This is a genomic window from Rhizobium tibeticum, assembly GCF_900110205.1.
Taxonomy (GTDB): domain Bacteria; phylum Pseudomonadota; class Alphaproteobacteria; order Rhizobiales; family Rhizobiaceae; genus Rhizobium; species Rhizobium tibeticum.
The window spans coordinates 51,918-69,324 of sequence record NZ_FOCV01000014.1 but is presented as its reverse complement, the minus strand read 5'-3'; the positions used below and the strand labels follow the sequence as shown (position 1 = coordinate 69,324).

General features: G+C 59.1%; 13 protein-coding genes and 1 riboswitch. Of the genes, 6 read left to right on the top strand and 7 right to left on the bottom strand.

Annotated elements, in window-relative coordinates:
* Positions 1 to 257 precede the first annotated feature (257 nt).
* Together BSG20_RS16840 and fumC are read right to left on the bottom strand one after the other, a co-directional pair.
* Positions 258 to 1,865 carry a fumarate hydratase gene (locus tag BSG20_RS16840; RefSeq protein ID WP_072376899.1) on the bottom strand — a complete coding sequence of 536 codons (1,608 nt, stop codon included), beginning with the start codon at positions 1,863 to 1,865 and terminating at the stop codon, positions 258 to 260.
* A 160-nt stretch (positions 1,866 to 2,025) separates the two neighbouring features.
* The gene (gene fumC / locus BSG20_RS16835; protein WP_072376996.1) at positions 2,026 to 3,417 is read right to left on the bottom strand and encodes a class II fumarate hydratase; all 1,392 of its coding nucleotides are present in this window, start codon (positions 3,415 to 3,417) and stop codon (positions 2,026 to 2,028) included.
* A gap of 399 nt (positions 3,418 to 3,816) precedes the next feature.
* Between fumC and BSG20_RS16830 the strand changes: the two genes are divergently transcribed.
* Positions 3,817 to 5,691 carry a L,D-transpeptidase family protein gene (locus tag BSG20_RS16830; RefSeq protein ID WP_072376901.1) on the top strand — a complete coding sequence of 625 codons (1,875 nt, stop codon included), beginning with the start codon at positions 3,817 to 3,819 and terminating at the stop codon, positions 5,689 to 5,691.
* A 57-nt stretch (positions 5,692 to 5,748) separates the two neighbouring features.
* Here BSG20_RS16830 and BSG20_RS16825 read toward each other — a convergent pair whose 3' ends face one another.
* Positions 5,749 to 6,456 (bottom strand): HAD family hydrolase, encoded by a 708-nt coding sequence (locus tag BSG20_RS16825; RefSeq protein WP_072376903.1) that lies wholly within the window; start codon positions 6,454 to 6,456, stop codon positions 5,749 to 5,751.
* 191 nt (positions 6,457 to 6,647) lie between these two features.
* Between BSG20_RS16825 and rpiA the strand changes: the two genes are divergently transcribed.
* The 3 genes from rpiA to gor all read left to right on the top strand — a co-directional run bounded on the left by rpiA (position 6,648) and on the right by gor (position 9,446).
* Positions 6,648 to 7,346, top strand: coding sequence for a ribose-5-phosphate isomerase RpiA (rpiA, locus tag BSG20_RS16820; protein WP_072376905.1), 699 nt, complete (start codon positions 6,648 to 6,650; stop codon positions 7,344 to 7,346).
* A 17-nt stretch (positions 7,347 to 7,363) separates the two neighbouring features.
* Positions 7,364 to 7,951 carry a DUF2059 domain-containing protein gene (locus tag BSG20_RS16815; RefSeq protein ID WP_072376907.1) on the top strand — a complete coding sequence of 196 codons (588 nt, stop codon included), beginning with the start codon at positions 7,364 to 7,366 and terminating at the stop codon, positions 7,949 to 7,951.
* Positions 7,952 to 8,060: 109 nt separating this feature from the next.
* Positions 8,061 to 9,446, top strand: a complete 1,386-nt coding sequence (gor, locus tag BSG20_RS16810) for a glutathione-disulfide reductase (RefSeq protein ID WP_072376909.1) — start codon at positions 8,061 to 8,063, stop codon at positions 9,444 to 9,446.
* Between the two features lie 6 nt (positions 9,447 to 9,452).
* Here the strand turns inward: gor and BSG20_RS16805 are convergent, their stop codons facing one another.
* Positions 9,453 to 10,781, bottom strand: a complete 1,329-nt coding sequence (locus tag BSG20_RS16805; protein ID WP_072376911.1) for a TadE/TadG family type IV pilus assembly protein — start codon at positions 10,779 to 10,781, stop codon at positions 9,453 to 9,455.
* A 289-nt stretch (positions 10,782 to 11,070) separates the two neighbouring features.
* Here BSG20_RS16805 and BSG20_RS16800 point away from each other — a divergent pair, with 289 nt between their 5' ends.
* Positions 11,071 to 12,444, top strand: coding sequence for a class II 3-deoxy-7-phosphoheptulonate synthase (locus BSG20_RS16800; protein WP_072376998.1), 1,374 nt, complete (start codon positions 11,071 to 11,073; stop codon positions 12,442 to 12,444).
* A 149-nt stretch (positions 12,445 to 12,593) separates the two neighbouring features.
* On the opposite strand, the gene BSG20_RS16795 is transcribed toward BSG20_RS16800, so the two are convergent.
* The 3 genes from BSG20_RS16795 to BSG20_RS16785 form a co-directional block, all read right to left on the bottom strand.
* Complete coding sequence (locus BSG20_RS16795; protein WP_072376913.1) at positions 12,594 to 13,469, bottom strand: hypothetical protein; 876 nt, start codon at positions 13,467 to 13,469, stop codon at positions 12,594 to 12,596.
* Between the two features lie 131 nt (positions 13,470 to 13,600).
* Positions 13,601 to 14,125 (bottom strand): DUF1003 domain-containing protein, encoded by a 525-nt coding sequence (locus BSG20_RS16790; RefSeq protein WP_072376915.1) that lies wholly within the window; start codon positions 14,123 to 14,125, stop codon positions 13,601 to 13,603.
* A gap of 81 nt (positions 14,126 to 14,206) precedes the next feature.
* Positions 14,207 to 16,135 carry an LTA synthase family protein gene (locus BSG20_RS16785; protein ID WP_072376917.1) on the bottom strand — a complete coding sequence of 643 codons (1,929 nt, stop codon included), beginning with the start codon at positions 16,133 to 16,135 and terminating at the stop codon, positions 14,207 to 14,209.
* A 214-nt stretch (positions 16,136 to 16,349) separates the two neighbouring features.
* Between BSG20_RS16785 and BSG20_RS16780 the strand changes: the two genes are divergently transcribed.
* Positions 16,350 to 17,183, top strand: a complete 834-nt coding sequence (locus tag BSG20_RS16780; RefSeq protein WP_072376919.1) for a TolB family protein — start codon at positions 16,350 to 16,352, stop codon at positions 17,181 to 17,183.
* A 25-nt stretch (positions 17,184 to 17,208) separates the two neighbouring features.
* A riboswitch (cobalamin riboswitch) is annotated at positions 17,209 to 17,390 on the top strand.
* Positions 17,391 to 17,407 lie beyond the last annotated feature (17 nt).

Here is a 17,407-nt window from a genome sequence, read left to right as displayed (position 1 = left end):
CGCCAGCGAGCCGCGGGGCTCCGCTGCAGGCCAGAGAGCATGAAAACGTCCTGTCACACTTTACCCATCGTGCTCGTCGCCGTCGTTGTCGCTGGTCTGTCGCGCTGACCCAGCAGGACGGCTTCTTCGATGGGGTCTTGCGCAGCGCCATCCCCGCCAACTGTGAAGGCAGGGGAGGTACTCAGCCTTGCGGGCTCCGAGAGCGAGATCGATAGCGCCGTGGCCGACCATTGGGCGACCGCGGCGATTGAGGCCGATCAGCCGAGGTTGAATTCCTGGAAGAAGTCGTTGCCCTTGTCGTCAGTGACGATAAAAGCCGGGAAGTCTTCGACCTCGATTTTCCAGACGGCCTCCATGCCGAGTTCCGGATATTCCAGGACGTCGACCTTCTTGATGCAGTCCTGCGCCAGCCGCGCTGCCGGTCCGCCGATGGAGCCGAGGTAGAAGCCACCGTGCTCCTTGCAGGCTTCGCGCACGGCGCGGGAGCGGTTGCCCTTAGCAAGCATCACCATCGATCCGCCGAAAGACTGGAACTGGTCGACATAGGAATCCATGCGGCCGGCCGTGGTCGGGCCGAAGGAGCCGGAGGCATAGCCTGCCGGGGTCTTGGCCGGACCGGCATAATAGACCGGATGGTTCTTCATGTAGTCGGGCATGCCTTCGCCCTTTTCCAGCCGCTCCCGGATCTTGGCGTGGGCGAGGTCGCGTGCGACGATAATCGTTCCCGTGAGCGAGAGACGCGTCTTGACCGGATGCTTGCCGAGTTCGGCGAGAATGCCAGACATCGGCTGGTTGAGGTCGATGCGAACCATCGATTCCGACAGGCTCGACTGGTCGATCTCGGGCATATATTTCGACGGATCCGTCTCCAGCTGCTCGATGAAGATACCTTCGCGGGTGATCTTGCCCTTCGCCTGACGGTCGGCTGAACACGAGACGCCGAGGCCGATCGGCAGCGAGGCGCCGTGGCGCGGCAGGCGGATGACGCGTACGTCATGACAGAAATACTTGCCGCCGAACTGAGCGCCGACGCCCATCTGCTGCGTCAGCTTGTGGATTTCCCTCTCCATCTCGATATCGCGGAAGGCGTGGCCGCTTTCGGAGCCTTCGGTCGGCAGATGGTCGAGATAGCGCGTCGAGGCGAGCTTGACGGTCTTCAGGTTCATCTCGGCGGAGGTGCCACCGATGACGATCGCAAGATGGTAGGGGGGACAGGCTGCCGTCCCTAACGTAAGGATCTTCTCCTTAAGGAAGTCGATCATGCGATCATGCGTCAAGAGCGACGGGGTACCCTGGTAGAGGAAGGTCTTGTTGGCCGAACCGCCACCCTTGGCGACGAAGAGGAAGTCATAGGAGTCGGTTCCCTCCTCGTAGATATCGATCTGCGCCGGCAAATTGTTCTTGGTGTTCCTTTCTTCGAACATCTTGACAGGCGCGAGCTGCGAGTAGCGCAGGTTCTTCCTTTCGTAGGCGTCCATCACGCCTTTGGCGAGAGCCGAATAGTCCTCACCTTCGGTCCAGACGCGGCGGCCTTTCTTGGCCATGATGATCGCCGTACCGGTATCCTGACACATCGGCAGCACGCCGCCGGCTGCAATGTTGGCATTCTTCAGCAGATCGTAGGCGACGAAGCGGTCGTTGTCGGTGGCTTCCGGATCCTCGAGGATCGAGGCGAGTTGCTTCAGATGGCCGGGCCGCAGGAGATGGTTGATGTCGGCGAATGCCGTTTCGGCCAACAGGCGAATGCCTTCCGGCTCGACGGTCAGGACGTCCTGTCCCTTGAAGCTGTCGACAGAGACGTAGTCGCTGCTGATCTTGCGGTATTGGGTGGAGTCTTTGCCGAGGGGGAAAAGATCGTCAGCCATCGAAGGACCTTTCATGCGGACCGAAATCGCAGATGGTCTATTCGGGCATCTTCGCAAATGCAATAATTCTAAAACTTGTTTGTTTTAGTCATGAAAGCCCGTGAAAACACCGCCGCAAGGGCGGCGGTGTTTGCTACTTAGATCAGGCTCTTCGGCGGATTTACTTGGGGCCGATCATCGTTTCGGGACGGACGATCATGTCGTATTCCTCAACAGTGACGAGGCCGCTCGCCAGGGCTTCTTCCTTCAGCGTCGTACCGTTCTTGTGTGCGGTCTTGGCGATCTTGGCGGCATTGTCATAACCGATCTTCGGGGCAAGCGCCGTGACCAGCATCAGCGACCGTTCGAGGCCGGCCTTGATGTTGTCCTCGCGCGCCTCGATGCCGACGACGCAATTGTCGGTGAAGGAGACGGCGGCGTCACCGAGCAGCTGTACCGACTGGAGGAAATTGTAGGCCATCATCGGATTGTAGACGTTGAGCTCGAAGTGGCCCTGGCTGTCGGCGAAGGTCAGCGCCGCGTTGTTGCCGAAGATGTGAATGCAGACCTGTGTCAGCGCTTCGCACTGCGTGGGGTTGACTTTGCCCGGCATGATGGAGGAGCCGGGCTCGTTTTCCGGCAACGCGAGTTCGCCGAGGCCGGCGCGCGGGCCGGAGCCCAAGAGGCGGATGTCGTTGGCGATCTTGAAGAGAGCGGCGGCGGCCGCATTGATGGCGCCGTGGCTAAAGACCATCGAGTCATGGGCGGCGAGCGCTTCGAACTTGTTCGGGGCGGTGACGAAAGGCAGGCCGGTGATCTCCGCAATCTCGTCGGCGACCTTCTCGGCAAAGCCGACCGGCGCATTGAGGCCCGTACCGACAGCAGTGCCGCCCTGGGCCAGTTCGCAAAGGCCGGGGAGCGTCATTTCGATACGCTTGATGGCGGAGCCGACCTGCGCGGCATATCCCGAAAACTCCTGGCCAAGCGTCAGCGGCGTCGCATCCTGCGTGTGCGTGCGGCCGATCTTGATGATGTGACTGAACTCGGTAACCTTCATGTCGAGGGCGGCATGAAGGTGCTTCAGGCTCGGCAATAGGTGGCGCACGATCTGCTCTGCGCAGGCGATATGCATCGCCGTCGGATAAGTATCGTTCGACGACTGGCTCATATTGACGTGATCGTTCGGATGTACCGGCTTCTTCGAGCCCATCACGCCGCCCAGCAATTCGATCGCGCGATTGGAGATCACCTCGTTGGCATTCATGTTCGACTGCGTGCCGGAACCTGTCTGCCAGACGACCAGAGGGAAATGGTCGTTGAGCTTCCCGTCGATGACTTCCTGCGCCGCATCAACGATGGGGTTGCCGATCGCCGGCTCGAGCTGGCCGAGCGCCATGTTTGCGCGGGCCGCTGCCTGCTTGACGATGCCGAGGGCGCGAACGATCGAAAGCGGCTGCTTTTCCCAGCCGATCTTGAAATTGCCGAGCGAGCGCTGCGCCTGCGCACCCCAATATCGGTCATTCTGCACTTCGATCGGGCCGAACGTATCTGTTTCGGTGCGGGTGGAGGTCATGGCCATGCCTTTCTGTCGCGGTGCCTCTCAGAGATGCGGTCTTATAGGTCCGAAACGGGCCGAAGAAAACCGTTCAGAAATGAAAACATGAATGGGTAATTCATATTATTTGGCACGATCAGTGATCTTTTAGACACGGCTGAATTTTTATCTTTCAGCGGCTTTTTGGCCACTGTGTCTTAACGCGAAAATAAAGTAAAAAATTAACCAATAATTTCATAATTTTGTGTGAACTGCGGATCAACGCAAGAGTTCGTCGCGTTACTGTAGGTTGAGTTGGCCGAGGCTGGCGGCGGCGCCTGCTTTCTGCCATGTGACGCTCGCGGCGGATGAAACGAGTTCTGAGGCGGGTCTCGCCCGCGATTTGAAGACAGCATGACACTGGGACTGGATAAACGTATGACATTCCTTCTGAGAGGTGCGGTTTCCGCACTCGCGCTTTCCTGCGGTATAGCTGCGATGGGTGTCGCGCCCGCGCATGCCTACACGTTGATGGATATGATCCGCGGGGATCGCGCTCGGACCCAGAGCACGATTGTCAATCCGAGGTCGTCGGTTCCTTCGTTCCTTCAGTCTGCTCCGGACGCGCCGCTGCCGAAGGTGTCAAGCCCGCGCTACTATACCTACCAGCCCGATGCGATGCGCTTCGTCGATACCGGCAAGTTCACCGATCCTGTTGTCACCGGAGCAGTCGCCGACGCGTCGGCGGCGACCGAGACTATGCCGTCGGTTCAGCGCCGCTTCCTCATCGAGGCAAAAGTGCGTGCACCCGTCGACGTCGCCAAGGCGCTAGAGGCCTATTATAGTGACGTGAGGAACCCGCTGGTTTGGCTCACCGGAACGGATGTGAATGATCGCGCCAAGGCTGCGATGGCCGTATTGGCAGATGCGGCGTCGGTTGGTCTCGATTCGGCCGACTATGCGGTCCAGGTGCCGACCGAGGATCCGACCAATCCGGATCCAGCGGTCCGCGACCGCGCCCTGACGCAGTTCGAGCTGGAGCTTTCTGCCAAGGTGCTCGCCTATGTGCAGGATACCGTGCGCGGACGCATCGATCCGAACAAGCTCTCCGGCTATCATGATTTCAAGCGTAAGGATGTGAACCTCGCGCCGGTGCTGAAGCTTGCCCGCATGAGCCCGGATACGGCAGCTTATCTCAGAAGCCGGACGCCCGATGGGCCGCAGTTTGTTGCGCTCGAGGATGAGTTGGCGAAGCTGCACGCCGAAGGCGCAGGCGACGACCGCATCGATATTGCCCTGAGCGGCCTGCTTCGTCCGGGCGATAACTCTTCCGAAATCGCGAATATCGTGAAGTCGATCGACAAGCACGGTTCGGCCGCCCTCAAGGGCGAACATGCCGCGACGCTCGCCGCATATACAGGTAGCACCGACTATTCGCCGGAGATCGTTGCACTCGTCGAAGGTTTCCAAAAGGAACATGGCCTGAAGCCGGACGGTGTCATCGGCCAGGCCACGGTCCGCGCCATGACCGGCGGCGACAGCAACGCGTCGAAGGTCGATAAGTTGATCGTTGCCATGGAGCAAGCGCGCTGGCTGCCAGCTGACCTCGGCTCGCGTTACGTTTTCATCAACCAGCCAGCCTACATGGTCTACTATCACAACGACAACAAGGAACAGTTGTCGATGCGTGTCGTCGTCGGTCAGCCGTCGCATCAGACCTTCTTCTTCCAGGACCAGATCGAGACGGTCGAGTTCAACCCGTTCTGGGGCGTGCCGCAGTCGATCATCATCAACGAGATGTTGCCGCGCCTGCGCTCCGACCCAAGCTATTTGGACCGGATGGGCTATGAAGTAACGGTTGGCGGCCGCGCCGTGGCGTCGTCCAGCGTCGACTGGTACGGGTCTACGACCAACGTCTCGGTGCGCCAGCCGCCGAGCGACGACAACGCCCTTGGCGAACTCAAGATCCTGTTCCCGAACGCGCATGCGATCTACATGCATGACACGCCCTCGAAGAGCTTCTTCAAGCGCGACATGCGTGCCCTCAGCCATGGTTGCGTGCGCCTTGCTGAGCCGCGTGCGATGGCGGCAGCCGTCTTGAACACTTCGGTGGACCAGATCGGCAAGGAAATCGCCACAGGCAAGAACCACGCCCTGCAGGTTCCGCAGAAGATACCGGTCTACGTAGCTTACTTCACGGCCTGGCCGAACAAGGATGGCGTCGTGCAGTATTTCGACGACGTATACGGCCGCGACGCCTATGTGCAGAAGGCCTTCGATGCCACGACGAAGGCACGCGACGCGCAGATCTGACCGCGCCGAGCAGATAATACGACAAAGGCGGCCGGTGAGCCGCCTTTTTCTTTTGCGTCAGCCTGCTGCCGCGGCCGGCTTCGCGGAAACAAAATCCCCGATCAATTCATCAACGAGCGCAGGCGTCAGCTCCTTGAAATGGGTGATGACGCGGGTCGGCGCGAGAGTCTCGACGGGGACGTCGGAATAGCCGAACGGCACGGCGATCGAAGGCACTCCCGCATTTCGAGCAACAAGAATGTCGTTGACGCTGTCACCGACCATGATGGTCCTGCGGACGTCGCCGCCGGCGCGTTCAATGGTTCCGAGAAGATGCTGAGCGTCCGGTTTCCTGATCGTGAAGGTATCGCCGCCGGTAATGGCGTTGAAATAGTGAGTGAGTTGAAGCTTCCCGATGAGGCCGCGCGCCAGACCTTCGAGCTTGTTGGTGCAAACGGCAAGCGTGTAGCCGGCGCTCTTCAACTGATCCATTGCCTCGACAAGGCCCGGGTAAGGGAGCGTATGTCCGGGCATGTTGTCGGTATAGTGTGTGATGAAGCGGTCGAGTAGGGCCGGGATCTGCTCCTGTGATAGCGGATGTCCCCGAAGGTTGCAGGCCCGCTCGATCATCACCTTGGCGCCTTGTCCGACGAGATGCGTGAGGTCGTCGTAGCCGACTGGTGCCAAACCGATCGCGGCGATCGTATAGTTCAGGCTTTGCACGAGATCGGCGTGAGTATCGAGCAGGGTTCCATCGAGATCGAATACAACGAGGGCAGGGGTCAAGGATTCCGCCTTTCAGAAATAGTGTCATTCGGCAGTAGGTGATGAGGACGGGAAAAGCAACGTTTCGCGGCAAACGCGACCAGTTGTAGATGGCCACGGCTTTTCGAAAATCATTACGCTATTTTGGCTTTCGTTTGGCAAGCGAGCCGTGTAAACAGCACATCCAACACAATAGTCGGAGTGAGCGGCGCATGGATGCCCGCGAAATGAAGATCAAAGCCGCCGAGGCGGCACTCGCTCATGTCGAATACGGCATGCGGCTTGGAATCGGAACCGGGAGTACTGCGGAAGAGTTCGTGCGCCTGCTCGCGGAGAAGGTGGCCACCGGTTTCAAGGTGGAAGGAGTGCCAACCTCTGAACGCACCGCGAGGCTTTGCCTTGAGCTTGGCGTTCCGCTGAAGTCACTCGATGAACTGCCCGAACTCGATCTGACAATCGATGGCGCAGACGAGGTCGATTCCGACTTGACGCTCATCAAGGGGGGCGGTGGTGCACTGCTGCGCGAGAAGATCGTTGCTGCGGCATCGCAGCGCATGGTCGTCATTGCCGACGAGAGCAAACTGGTCGCGACACTGGGCGCCTTCGCGCTGCCGATCGAAATCAATCCGTTCGGCCTTGTCTCCACGCGCATGGCAATCGAAAAGAAGGCTTCGAAACTGGGGTTGGGCGGCAGCCTGACGCTGCGCCAAGCCGGTGGCGAAGACTTCATGACGGACGGCGGCCACTACATCATCGATGCATCTTTTGGCCGCATTCCTGATGCAGAGGCGCTTTCAAACGAGCTGAATTCAATACCCGGAGTCGTTGAACACGGGCTCTTTCTCAAAATGGCGGCGCTTGCGATCATTGCAGGTCCAGCAGGTGCGCGTACGCTGCGGGCGAACAGGTAACAGGAGCATTGAAACTTATGATTAAATTTGCAGGTCTTGGCCGTTTTGCTGCTGCGACCGTTATTCTCTCGGGCGTCGCATTTGGCTCTGGCGCACACGCTCAGGAAGCCTCTCCGGAGCAGTTGAAGGCAGCCCGCGCTGCCATCGACGCGATTGGCGCCACTGCGCAGTTCGACAACATCCTGCCTGGCTTGGCTGAACGCCTGAAGGCCGATCTCATCCAGGATTCGCCGAACTACCAGGATGCGATCACCGCTGAGGTCGACAAGCAGGCATTGGCCCTTGCTCCGCGCCGCGCCGATCTCGAGAAGGAAGCCGCGTTGACCTATGCCAAGGCATTCTCCGTCGAGGAACTCAACGCGATCGCCGAGTTCTACAACTCGCCGGTTGGCAAGAAGCTGCTGAAGGACGGCCCGATCGCATCGCGCGAAACCGTGAAGGCCGCCGACATTTGGGCGCAGGGCATTTCTCGCGATCTGCAGAAGCAGGCGAGCACCGAGCTCAGCAAGGTCATCAAGGCGCCGCCGCCGGCCGCCGATCCGGCCAACCCGGCTGCAACGGCCGCGCCGAAGGCCGCTACGCCGGCCGCAAAGCCGAAGCCGTAAACTGGCGTCAATAAAGATCAAAAGCCCGGCATCGTCCGGGCTTTTGTTTTTGCGGCGGTCGATACTATATCACTTTCACCTCACCAGCCGATTCCATCTGGAGTTTCTCATGACGTCCTACGACTACGATCTCTTTGTCATTGGCGGTGGCTCAGGGGGTGTTCGCAGTGCCCGCGTTGCAGCCGTTCTCGGTAAGAAGGTCGCGATCGCAGAGGAATACCGCTACGGCGGAACATGCGTGATCCGTGGTTGCGTACCCAAGAAGCTTTTCGTCTACGCTGCTCAGTTCCACGAGCACTTCGAGGATGCCGCCGGCTTCGGCTGGACGGTGGGCGAGAGTTCGTTCGATTGGAAGAAGCTGATTGCCGCGAAGGATGCCGAGATTGCGCGATTGGAAGGGCTCTACAAGAAGGGGCTTGCGGGGGCGAACGCAGAAATTCTGGAAACGCGGGCCGAGCTCGTCGATGCCCATACGGTTCGACTGATCAACACCGGCAAGACGGTGACCGCCAGGACGATCGTGATCGCAACCGGTGGCCGGCCGAACCCGCACATGGCATTGCCGGGCAATGAACTCTGCATATCGTCCAACGAGGCCTTCCATCTGGACGAGCTCCCGAAGTCGATCGTGATTGCCGGCGGCGGTTACATCGCGGTGGAATTTGCTAATATTTTCCATGGCCTCGGCGTGGAGACGACACTGATCTACCGTGGCGCGGAGATCCTTTCTCGCTTCGATCAGGACCTTCGCCAAGGGTTGCACGAGGCGATGTCCGCCAAGGGCATCCGTATTCTCTGCCACGACACGCTGGAGAAGGTATCGAGGCAGGATGGTCGTCTTTCCGTTGAGACGCTGAACAACGGCACGCTGACAGCCGATGTCGTGATGCTGGCGCTTGGGCGCATCGCTAATACCGAAGGTCTCGGCCTGGAAGCGGCCGGCGTGAACACTGACGAGCGCGGAGCGGTGGTGGTCGACGAATATTCGCGCACCAGCGTCCCGAACATCTACGCGCTTGGCGATGTCACCGACAGGATACAGTTGACGCCGGTGGCGATCCACGAGGCGATGTGCTTCATCGAGACCGAGTATAAGGATAACCCGACCAAGCCGGATCACGAAACGATCGCAACGGCAGTCTTCTCGCAGCCTGAGATCGGTACCGTCGGGCTGACCGAGGAGGAGGCGGGCAAGCGCTACAAGGAACTCGAGGTCTACCGTGCGCAGTTTCGTCCTCTGAAGGCGACCCTGTCAGGGCGTGGCGAGAAGATGATCATGAAGCTGATTGTCGACGCCTCCGGTCGGAAGGTCGTCGGAGCGCATATCCTCGGCCACGATGCCGGAGAAATGGCGCAGATCCTCGGCATTGCGCTCAAAGCCGGCTGCACCAAGGACGATTTCGACCGCACGATGGCTGTGCATCCCACGGCGGCAGAAGAGCTCGTCACGATGTATGCTCCGAGCTACCGCATACGAGATGGCATCCGCGTGTGACGCCGATCAGCTGGTGATGCGGGGCGTACGGATGACCTTGAGGAAGAGCGCCTGCATGGCATCTGTGATGCCCTGCGTCGGCGTGACCTCGAAGTAGAGACCGGGCGAAGCGCAGCTCTGCATCTTCGTCGGGATTTCGTTCTGGAAAGGCTTGATCCAGGTGTTGTACCAGCTGTTTTTCGGCAGCGGCAGGTAGGTGGTGTAGAGCACTGCGATCTTGACGCCGCGATCCTTCAGCGACTTGCAGAAGGAGATGTCTATCGGCTCCTGGCAGCGCTCGCCGGTCTTCGGTTTCGTGCAATTCGACTTCTTGCTGTCACCGACACCGTCCGACACGAAGAACAAGATCTTCTGCGGCTGGGCTTCGGTGCTGCCATCGCCCGGCGTCGAAATGATCTTGTTCATCTGCGTCAGCGAGTTGTCGAAGCTCGTTTGCTGGTCGTTGTTATAGCCCTGTCTCGGAATAGACATCAAAGTGACGGCGTTCGTATAGCTTGCGACCTTGGCAAGGTCGGTGATCGGCTCGGAAATCGTTGTCAGGGTTGCGTCCTCCGCCTTCTTGCCGAAGGTGTAGACACCCATTCTGAACTGGTTGTCGGAGGCCCGCTCGGTCTTAGCCGTTTCGGTCAGTTTCTGGGTCGCCTGTCGCACAACGTCTACGCGGAGTGTGACGTCGTTGTTGCGGGCGATATTATAATAGCTGTTCTTATCCTCGACGCCGGCTTCAGACACGACGTGGCACGCGAAAGCGCAGGTATCGGGCGTCTTGCTCTCCATTTTCGCGACATCCGCAGGCGTGGCGCCAACACCCATCGAGGGCGTATTGTCGATCAGGATGTAGAAATCCATGAACGAGGCCGTCTGAAACATTGCCGTTGCGGTGCCTGATATGTCGACGCTCTTGCGACCGAAGATCTGCATGAACGTCGTCGGGATCGACGCAGTAAAGGTAACCGCGGAGTTGAGCTTGTTGGATGCGCGGCTGACCTGGACATTGACGGCGACCTGGCTTGCCGTCAGTTCGCCCTGCATCTGGCCAACGAAAATGTTTCGCGCGTCGTCCTGTCCGGCCGAGATCGGCCCGTCGCTGGTCATCTTCATTGCGGCGGCGGCTGCAGCCGACTTCTCTGAAATCGCGCCGACGGCAGCAGCGTCGGCCGCCGCGTAGAGCTGCGTGCGGAGGCTAAGCGCGTGCGCGAAGTCGACGGCCACGCCTGCGGATCCGATGAGCGGCACCATCAGGATGGCTGTTAGCATGCCGAAATTGCCAGAACGGTCTGTACAGAAACGATACAAGCTGCGCACGAAATCAATCCCACGGTTCCACCATGCCATCGGTGTTCAAGCGGGAGTCCTCATGACGCCCCATCAGAATTGATGGGTTTCTACGGTATAAGCTTAAATTAGATACAAACTGTCTTGGTATATTGATCGTTAATCGCACGCCCACTGTTTGAAAACACGTCGCCGAATTCCTTTATACCGGTCGTTGTTCGTCGATTGAATCGGTCGCGCCAAAGAGCGGAACGCCGCTATGCAAGATGGCGCTAAAGGTTTATAAGCCGCCCAACATTTTTAGGACGGAACATCCGGACTGGACCGGATGCTGGAACAGGTGAGTGAGATGGCACAGAATTGGACTCCGAGCAGTTGGCGGCAAAAACCGATCCAGCAGGTTCCGGACTATCCGGACCAGGCGGCATTGGCAGCAACGGAAGCCCAGCTCGCATCCTATCCGCCGCTCGTTTTTGCGGGCGAAGCGCGCCGTCTCAAGAAGCACCTTGCCAATGTTGCCGAGGGTAACGGTTTCCTGCTGCAGGGCGGGGACTGTGCCGAGAGCTTCGCCGAGCATGGCGCGGACAACATCCGCGACTTCTTTCGCGCGTTCCTGCAGATGGCCGTCGTATTGACGTTCGGTGCGCAGTTGCCAGTCGTCAAGGTCGGCCGCATCGCCGGTCAATTCGCCAAGCCGCGATCCTCCGGGATCGAGACGCAGAACGGCGTTTCGCTGCCGAGCTACCGCGGCGACATCGTCAACGGCATCGAGTTCACCGAGGAAGCGCGTATTCCGAACCCGGAGCGCCAGGCGATGGCCTACCGCCAGTCGGCAGCGACGTTGAACCTGCTGCGCGCCTTTGCTATGGGTGGCTATGCCAACCTCGAGAACGTGCATCAGTGGATGCTCGGTTTCGTCAAGGATAGCCCGCAGGGCGAGCGTTACCGCAAGCTTGCCGGCCGCATCAGCGAAACCATGGACTTCATGAAGGCGATCGGCATCACCTCGGAAAACAATCCGAGCCTACGCGAGACGGATTTCTTCACGAGCCATGAAGCGCTGCTGCTTGGCTATGAAGAAGCGCTGACGCGCGTCGACTCGACGTCCGGCGACTGGTACGCGACCTCCGGTCACATGATCTGGATCGGCGACCGCACCCGTCAGGCTGATCACGCGCATGTCGAATATTGCCGTGGCATCAAAAACCCGATCGGCCTCAAGTGCGGTCCGTCGCTGCAGGCGGACGACCTCCTGAACCTGATCGATATCCTCAATCCGCAGAACGAAGCGGGCCGGCTGACACTGATCTGCCGCTTTGGACACGACAAGGTCGCCGATCATCTGCCGCGCCTCATCCGTGCGGTCGAACGCGAAGGCCGCAAGGTCGTTTGGTCCTGCGATCCGATGCATGGCAACACGATCACGCTCAACAGCTACAAGACACGTCCGTTCGAGCGGATCCTATCGGAAGTCGAAAGCTTCTTCCAGATCCATCGCGCCGAGGGCTCGCATCCCGGCGGCATCCACATCGAGATGACCGGCAAGGATGTCACAGAATGCACCGGCGGCGCCCGTGCAGTGACGGCAGAGGATCTGCACGATCGCTACCACACGCATTGCGACCCGCGTCTCAACGCCGACCAGGCGCTGGAGCTTGCCTTCCTGCTGGCCGAGCGCATGAAGGGCGGCCGCGACGAAAAGCGGATGGCCGTCAACGGCTGATCAAACAAGACGGAAGAAAAGGAGCCCGGCCGACGCCGGGCTTTTTTATTGGACTAGGACAGACGTGGGCCGGGCGTCGGTAGTGTCTACTCGGCTTCGCCGGACTTGATGCCGAGCGTCTCCAACCCGGGTCGCTGTTGGGTAGTGTGCTAGCGGATCTGACTGGCGGCCCAGTGGATCGCGCTGTCCAGTTCGGCGAACTTTGCGGATTGCCAGTGGAAATAGTCTTCGATGAATGTCCGGGAAAGCCAGAGCGCACCGCGGTTGCGAGGGCTTTCCCAGCCAAGCAGGTTATCCGTTTCGGCGCGCTTGAACATCCGCTTCACATTGGTGAGGGAGATGCCGAACTCATTTGCGAGTTCGCTGATACTCACGCCCACTAGCAGGACGCGCTTGTGCTCCCGCGCATCGTCGGGGAGGCGGCTGACCAGATCGTGTAGCACGAGGCCGCCGACATCGGACCAGAGGAAGTGGCCAATACTGCTCCGTGGCTCCTTCCAGATCGGCTCCTTTATGAGGGCGCGTGCAGCACGCGGCTGCGCGAGATGAAACAGCCGGGGCTCGTCCGCGGTTAGACTGGCACGATTGCCGTCGTCGAGCTGATCAAGACAGGCCATATGCCCCAGGAACCACGAGGCCATGGCTTCCTCGCTGACCTCGGTCGTCTCGAGGCGACGCAGGCGCCGATCGGGCGTTTCATCAGGAGCATCCCGCAGAAATTTGTAGGCGATGAGTTCGGCAAGGAACGAGGCTGCCGTATTCTTGCTGGCGAGGTCAAACTCCTTGGCGACCTGCATCATGCGACCAGCCGTAAGCCCTGAAACGGGATTGCCTCGATCGCGTCCGGTATGCATGGCAAACAGCGTCTGCGTCAGCAGCCACTTTTGGTGCGAGGCGGCGAGGCGGGCAAGACGAGGAGCGCGTTTGTGAATGCCGATAAGATGAAGCGCGATCTGACGCTCGATCGACAGAAACAAGGGGTGATAAAGGATTTCATCGCGCGTATGCAGTCGGCAAGTGAACATCGTCTTCGCGGTCGGATAGAATTGGTTTCAGTTGCTCCTCTTACATTTGTGACGGTGTTTCAATGCGGAACTTGGTGAGCAAGTTGTTAATTGCTCGGTATAGTTAAATTCTACGGCCCGGGATCATTTCGTCAACTTGGCAGGCGCTGGTTCAGTCGCTCGATGTCTTCGCGCAATGCTGCAATTTCGGTGAGCACCCGCATGTCTATCTTCTGATGCAGGGAGAGAACCTCGAGTTCTGCTTTGAGATTGACTTCGTAGTCTTTCGCCGCCTCGAAGCGATCGCGCTCTGCTTGCCGGTTCTGCGACATCATGATGATGGGAGCCTGGATTGCGGCAAGCATCGAGAGCACGAGATTGAGAAAGATAAAGGGATAGGGATCGAAGGCGCGGGTGAACAGGACGACGGTATTTACGACACACCAGAAGGCCAGGAACAGGAAGAAGGCGACAATGAACGACCAAGAGCCGCCGATGCGGGCAATCGAATCCGCCAGGCGCTCTCCAGCGGACGATTCCGCCTGCAAGGCCGCGTTAATGTCCGTCGAGATTATTTTGCGCTCATGGGCTTTTGCGAGAACGCGCTTCTCGATTTCGCCGAGTTCATCAGCAGGTTTGTCGAAGTGATGGTGGATGAGGTCCGATAGGTTATGCATGGCCGACTCCGAATGCTAGATCGCTCGGGCGCCAGTATTCCGTAATGTTTTCAAATTGCAATGCGGGCTTGTGCCGCTCTTTTACGTGCCTTGCGCATACAGCCACGCATGCTGTGGGAAGAAGCGATCGAGCGTCTGAGCCTTGCCGAACATGATGTCGTGCTGGAGGTATCGATAGTCCCGTACGAGAGGATCGAGGCTCTTCGGTTTCAAAACCCAATCGGGCGACGGCGTGTTGTCGCGCGCTATCAGCTGATAGCGATCGATGACGCTGTACTTCTTCTGCACGCGGCCGAGAAAGCCCGTGTAGTAGGGATGCTCGAAGCCGGCGAACTTTAGAAGATGGTAGGGAAGGAGCGACGGGCTGATCGTACCCACATCCTTCTTGCTGCCTTTCTTGTTGGACCAGATGACGAGCGGCGTCTCGTGCTCCTGCTTCATGACGCTGACCGATGCCTTGCGCGTTGCAACCTGGTCGGGCATGTAGCCGGTCGCCATGTAGACGTTGCCGAGCGGCGGAAGGTGATCGCCCCAGAGGACGATGATCGTCTCGCGATCGCGCTTGTCGGCCCAATTCATCAGCATCTTGAGGCTGTCGTCGGCTTCCTTGATCCCTTGCGTATAGGTGGCCAGCGTTGCCCGGTCCGCATCGTTCAGGTTGCCCTTGATGTCGACGGTGTTGTGTACGTAACGGTTCGGCTCGTAGGGACCATGTCCCTGCAGAGTGACACCAAAGAAGAAGAACGGACGATCAATACCGTCGGCCTCGTTCATGATCTCCTTCATAAGGGACTCGTCCGAAGCGAAGAGGCCCCTCTTTTCCATCGGAGGCATGGTTTCTTCAGAGCGGAACTGCTCGAAACCGAAGTCCTTGTAGACTTCGTTGCGGTTCCAGAACCAGCCGCTGAATGGATGCAGAGACCGCGCGGCATAGCCTTCGCCGCGGAAGAACGTCGCAAGCGAGGGGATGTTGCTGCGAATATACTGCTGGTAGGGAATGCTGCCATAGGGCAGGAAGGCATTCGAGAAGCCCGTCAGTGCCTCGAATTCGACGTTGGCGGTCATGCCGCCAAACTCGGGTGAGAAGACATGGCCCGACTGCTCGGCCCTGATAGTCGGCATGGGATCCGGCGACAGGGTGAGAGTCTTCAGCCGGGTCGGATCCCAGAAGGATTCACTCATCAGCATGATCACGTCGGGCTTTTCGCGCGGGCCGCTGAGATAGCCGTAGTTGCGGGTCGGAATAGCATCAAGCGCCTGCGTACCGAAGCCGACCGGCGCTGCCACGTCGGCCATCGGAATGTTGAAGATGAAGGCGAGGATGAAGCCGTTGCTGCGGTAGTTTTCCTTCTGATCCCACATCATCGGCACGACCTGAAGGCGATCGCGTATGTAGGAGTATTTGGAATAATCCATCAACGCGCCAAAAGCCGCGATAACAGGTAAGCCGATACAGAGTTGACGCAGTTGGGAAGTCCTCGAGAGCCGCGGACAGCGGCGCCAAGCAAAATGCCAGAGGACGGCCATCGCGCCCGCGGAAAGAACGATGCCAACGACCATGGTAACCGCTGTCCACGGCCGGTCACGCGCCATCACGGGAAGCAACTCCATGATCTGGCGCCCAAAAAGGACGTCGGATGGGTATAGGGGGTCCGTGAGATAATGCTGCTTCTGGCTGGAGACGATGGCGGGAACGAGCACCAGCGGCAGAACGATCAACGCCGAAATGAATCGTCTTCCCAGGGCAGCGTCCAGCGAGAGCATCAGGACGGTCAACATCACGACCGTTGTCATGCCGGGGCGTACCGGCGATGTCAGGAATTCGCGCACATCGGCGAGCCCGTCACGGGCGATTATTTCGACCGCTACGGTGGCGAAGAGTGCAATCAGGGCCGAAAGGCAAATTCCGAGCGCAGCGCGTAAAGCTGGCGATTGGACGCTTCCCCTGACCCCAGTGGAAAGCGACGCGAAACGCGCTGCCGCTGCGGACCTCATTACCAACGCGATCAACTAAGAAACTCCAACGTCATAAAAGCTTCATCGAACTGTCACACCTTCGTCATGAACGCTAGATGAACCGCTATGTTTCCCGCATTTGTGATCGGTGGATAAAGCGCCGCTCGCCCAACGGGCGCCGTCCGCGGATGCCCAATTCGGTTCACTTGCTTGTCCTGAGCGGGGAGCCGTCGTAGGTCTGGCGAATTCGATGTCAGGAGGATTCAGATTGAGAAGTTCCATCGAGATCTACAACATCAAAACAGGCCAGACGCGCGTTGTCTGGCAAACCACGCAACTGGTGGAAGCGCCAAACTTTTCGCCGGATGGAGACTATCTTCTGCTGAACGGTGACGGGCTTCTCTACCGCCTGGCGCTTGACGGTTCGGGCAAGGTCGAGAAAGTCGATACCGGCTTTGCCGCGGCCTGCAACAACGATCACGGAATCTCGCCTGACGGCCGTCAGATCGTCATTTCCGACAAGACCGAGTTCGGGAAATCGACGATCTATGTGCTTCCGGCAGAAGGCGGCGCGCCGCGTCTGGTGACGCAAAATCAGCCGTCCTATTGGCACGGCTGGTCGCCCGACGGGAAGGATCTCGCCTATTGCGGCATCCGCGACGACCTATTCGACATCTACACGATTTCCGTAGACGGCGGCGAAGAAAAACGGTTGACACGCGGCGAGGGGCGCAACGACGGGCCAGATTATTCAGCCGACGGCCAGTGGATCTACTTCAATTCCAGCCGCACGGGCCTCATGCAGATCTGGCGCATTCATCCGGATGGAACCGGCCTCGAACAGATCACCAGCGACAACTACGGCAATTGGTTTGCTCATCCGTCGCCCAACAACGACAAGGTCCTGATCCTCTCCTACGACCCCGACGTCTTCGACCACCCGCGCGATCTCGATGTTCGTCTGCGGCTGATGGATATGGATGGCGGCAACCTGACGACGCTCTTCAAACTCTTTGGTGGGCAGGGAACGATCAACGTGCCGAATTGGTCGCCGTCGGGCGATGAGTTCGCCTATGTGCGGTACTACCCGATCTCAGCATGAAGGATTGCATCGACAGATGTTTCGCGGCATAGACCCTCCGTCGGGTGCCCGTCTCAGGCGGGAGAATCGGGAATTCGGTGAAAGACCGAAACGTGCCCAACGCTGTAAAGCTGACGACTGCCGCAACAAGCCACTGGTCCAGTATCGGGAAGGCGCGGCAGCTGGATGACGCCAAGTCAGAAGACCGGCCCGACATCATAGACTGACCCGCGTGGACGGCGGGC

Coding starts and splice junctions, on each gene's coding strand:
- BSG20_RS16840 (WP_072376899.1), bottom strand. CDS start 1,865: ATGGCTGACGATCTTTTCCCCCTCGGCAAAGACTCCACCCAATACCGC.
- fumC (WP_072376996.1), bottom strand. CDS start 3,417: ATGACCTCCACCCGCACCGAAACAGATACGTTCGGCCCGATCGAAGTG.
- BSG20_RS16830 (WP_072376901.1), top strand. CDS start 3,817: ATGACATTCCTTCTGAGAGGTGCGGTTTCCGCACTCGCGCTTTCCTGC.
- rpiA (WP_072376905.1), top strand. CDS start 6,648: ATGGATGCCCGCGAAATGAAGATCAAAGCCGCCGAGGCGGCACTCGCT.
- BSG20_RS16815 (WP_072376907.1), top strand. CDS start 7,364: ATGATTAAATTTGCAGGTCTTGGCCGTTTTGCTGCTGCGACCGTTATT.
- gor (WP_072376909.1), top strand. CDS start 8,061: ATGACGTCCTACGACTACGATCTCTTTGTCATTGGCGGTGGCTCAGGG.
- BSG20_RS16805 (WP_072376911.1), bottom strand. CDS start 10,781: ATGGCATGGTGGAACCGTGGGATTGATTTCGTGCGCAGCTTGTATCGT.
- BSG20_RS16800 (WP_072376998.1), top strand. CDS start 11,071: ATGGCACAGAATTGGACTCCGAGCAGTTGGCGGCAAAAACCGATCCAG.
- BSG20_RS16795 (WP_072376913.1), bottom strand. CDS start 13,469: ATGTTCACTTGCCGACTGCATACGCGCGATGAAATCCTTTATCACCCC.
- BSG20_RS16790 (WP_072376915.1), bottom strand. CDS start 14,125: ATGCATAACCTATCGGACCTCATCCACCATCACTTCGACAAACCTGCT.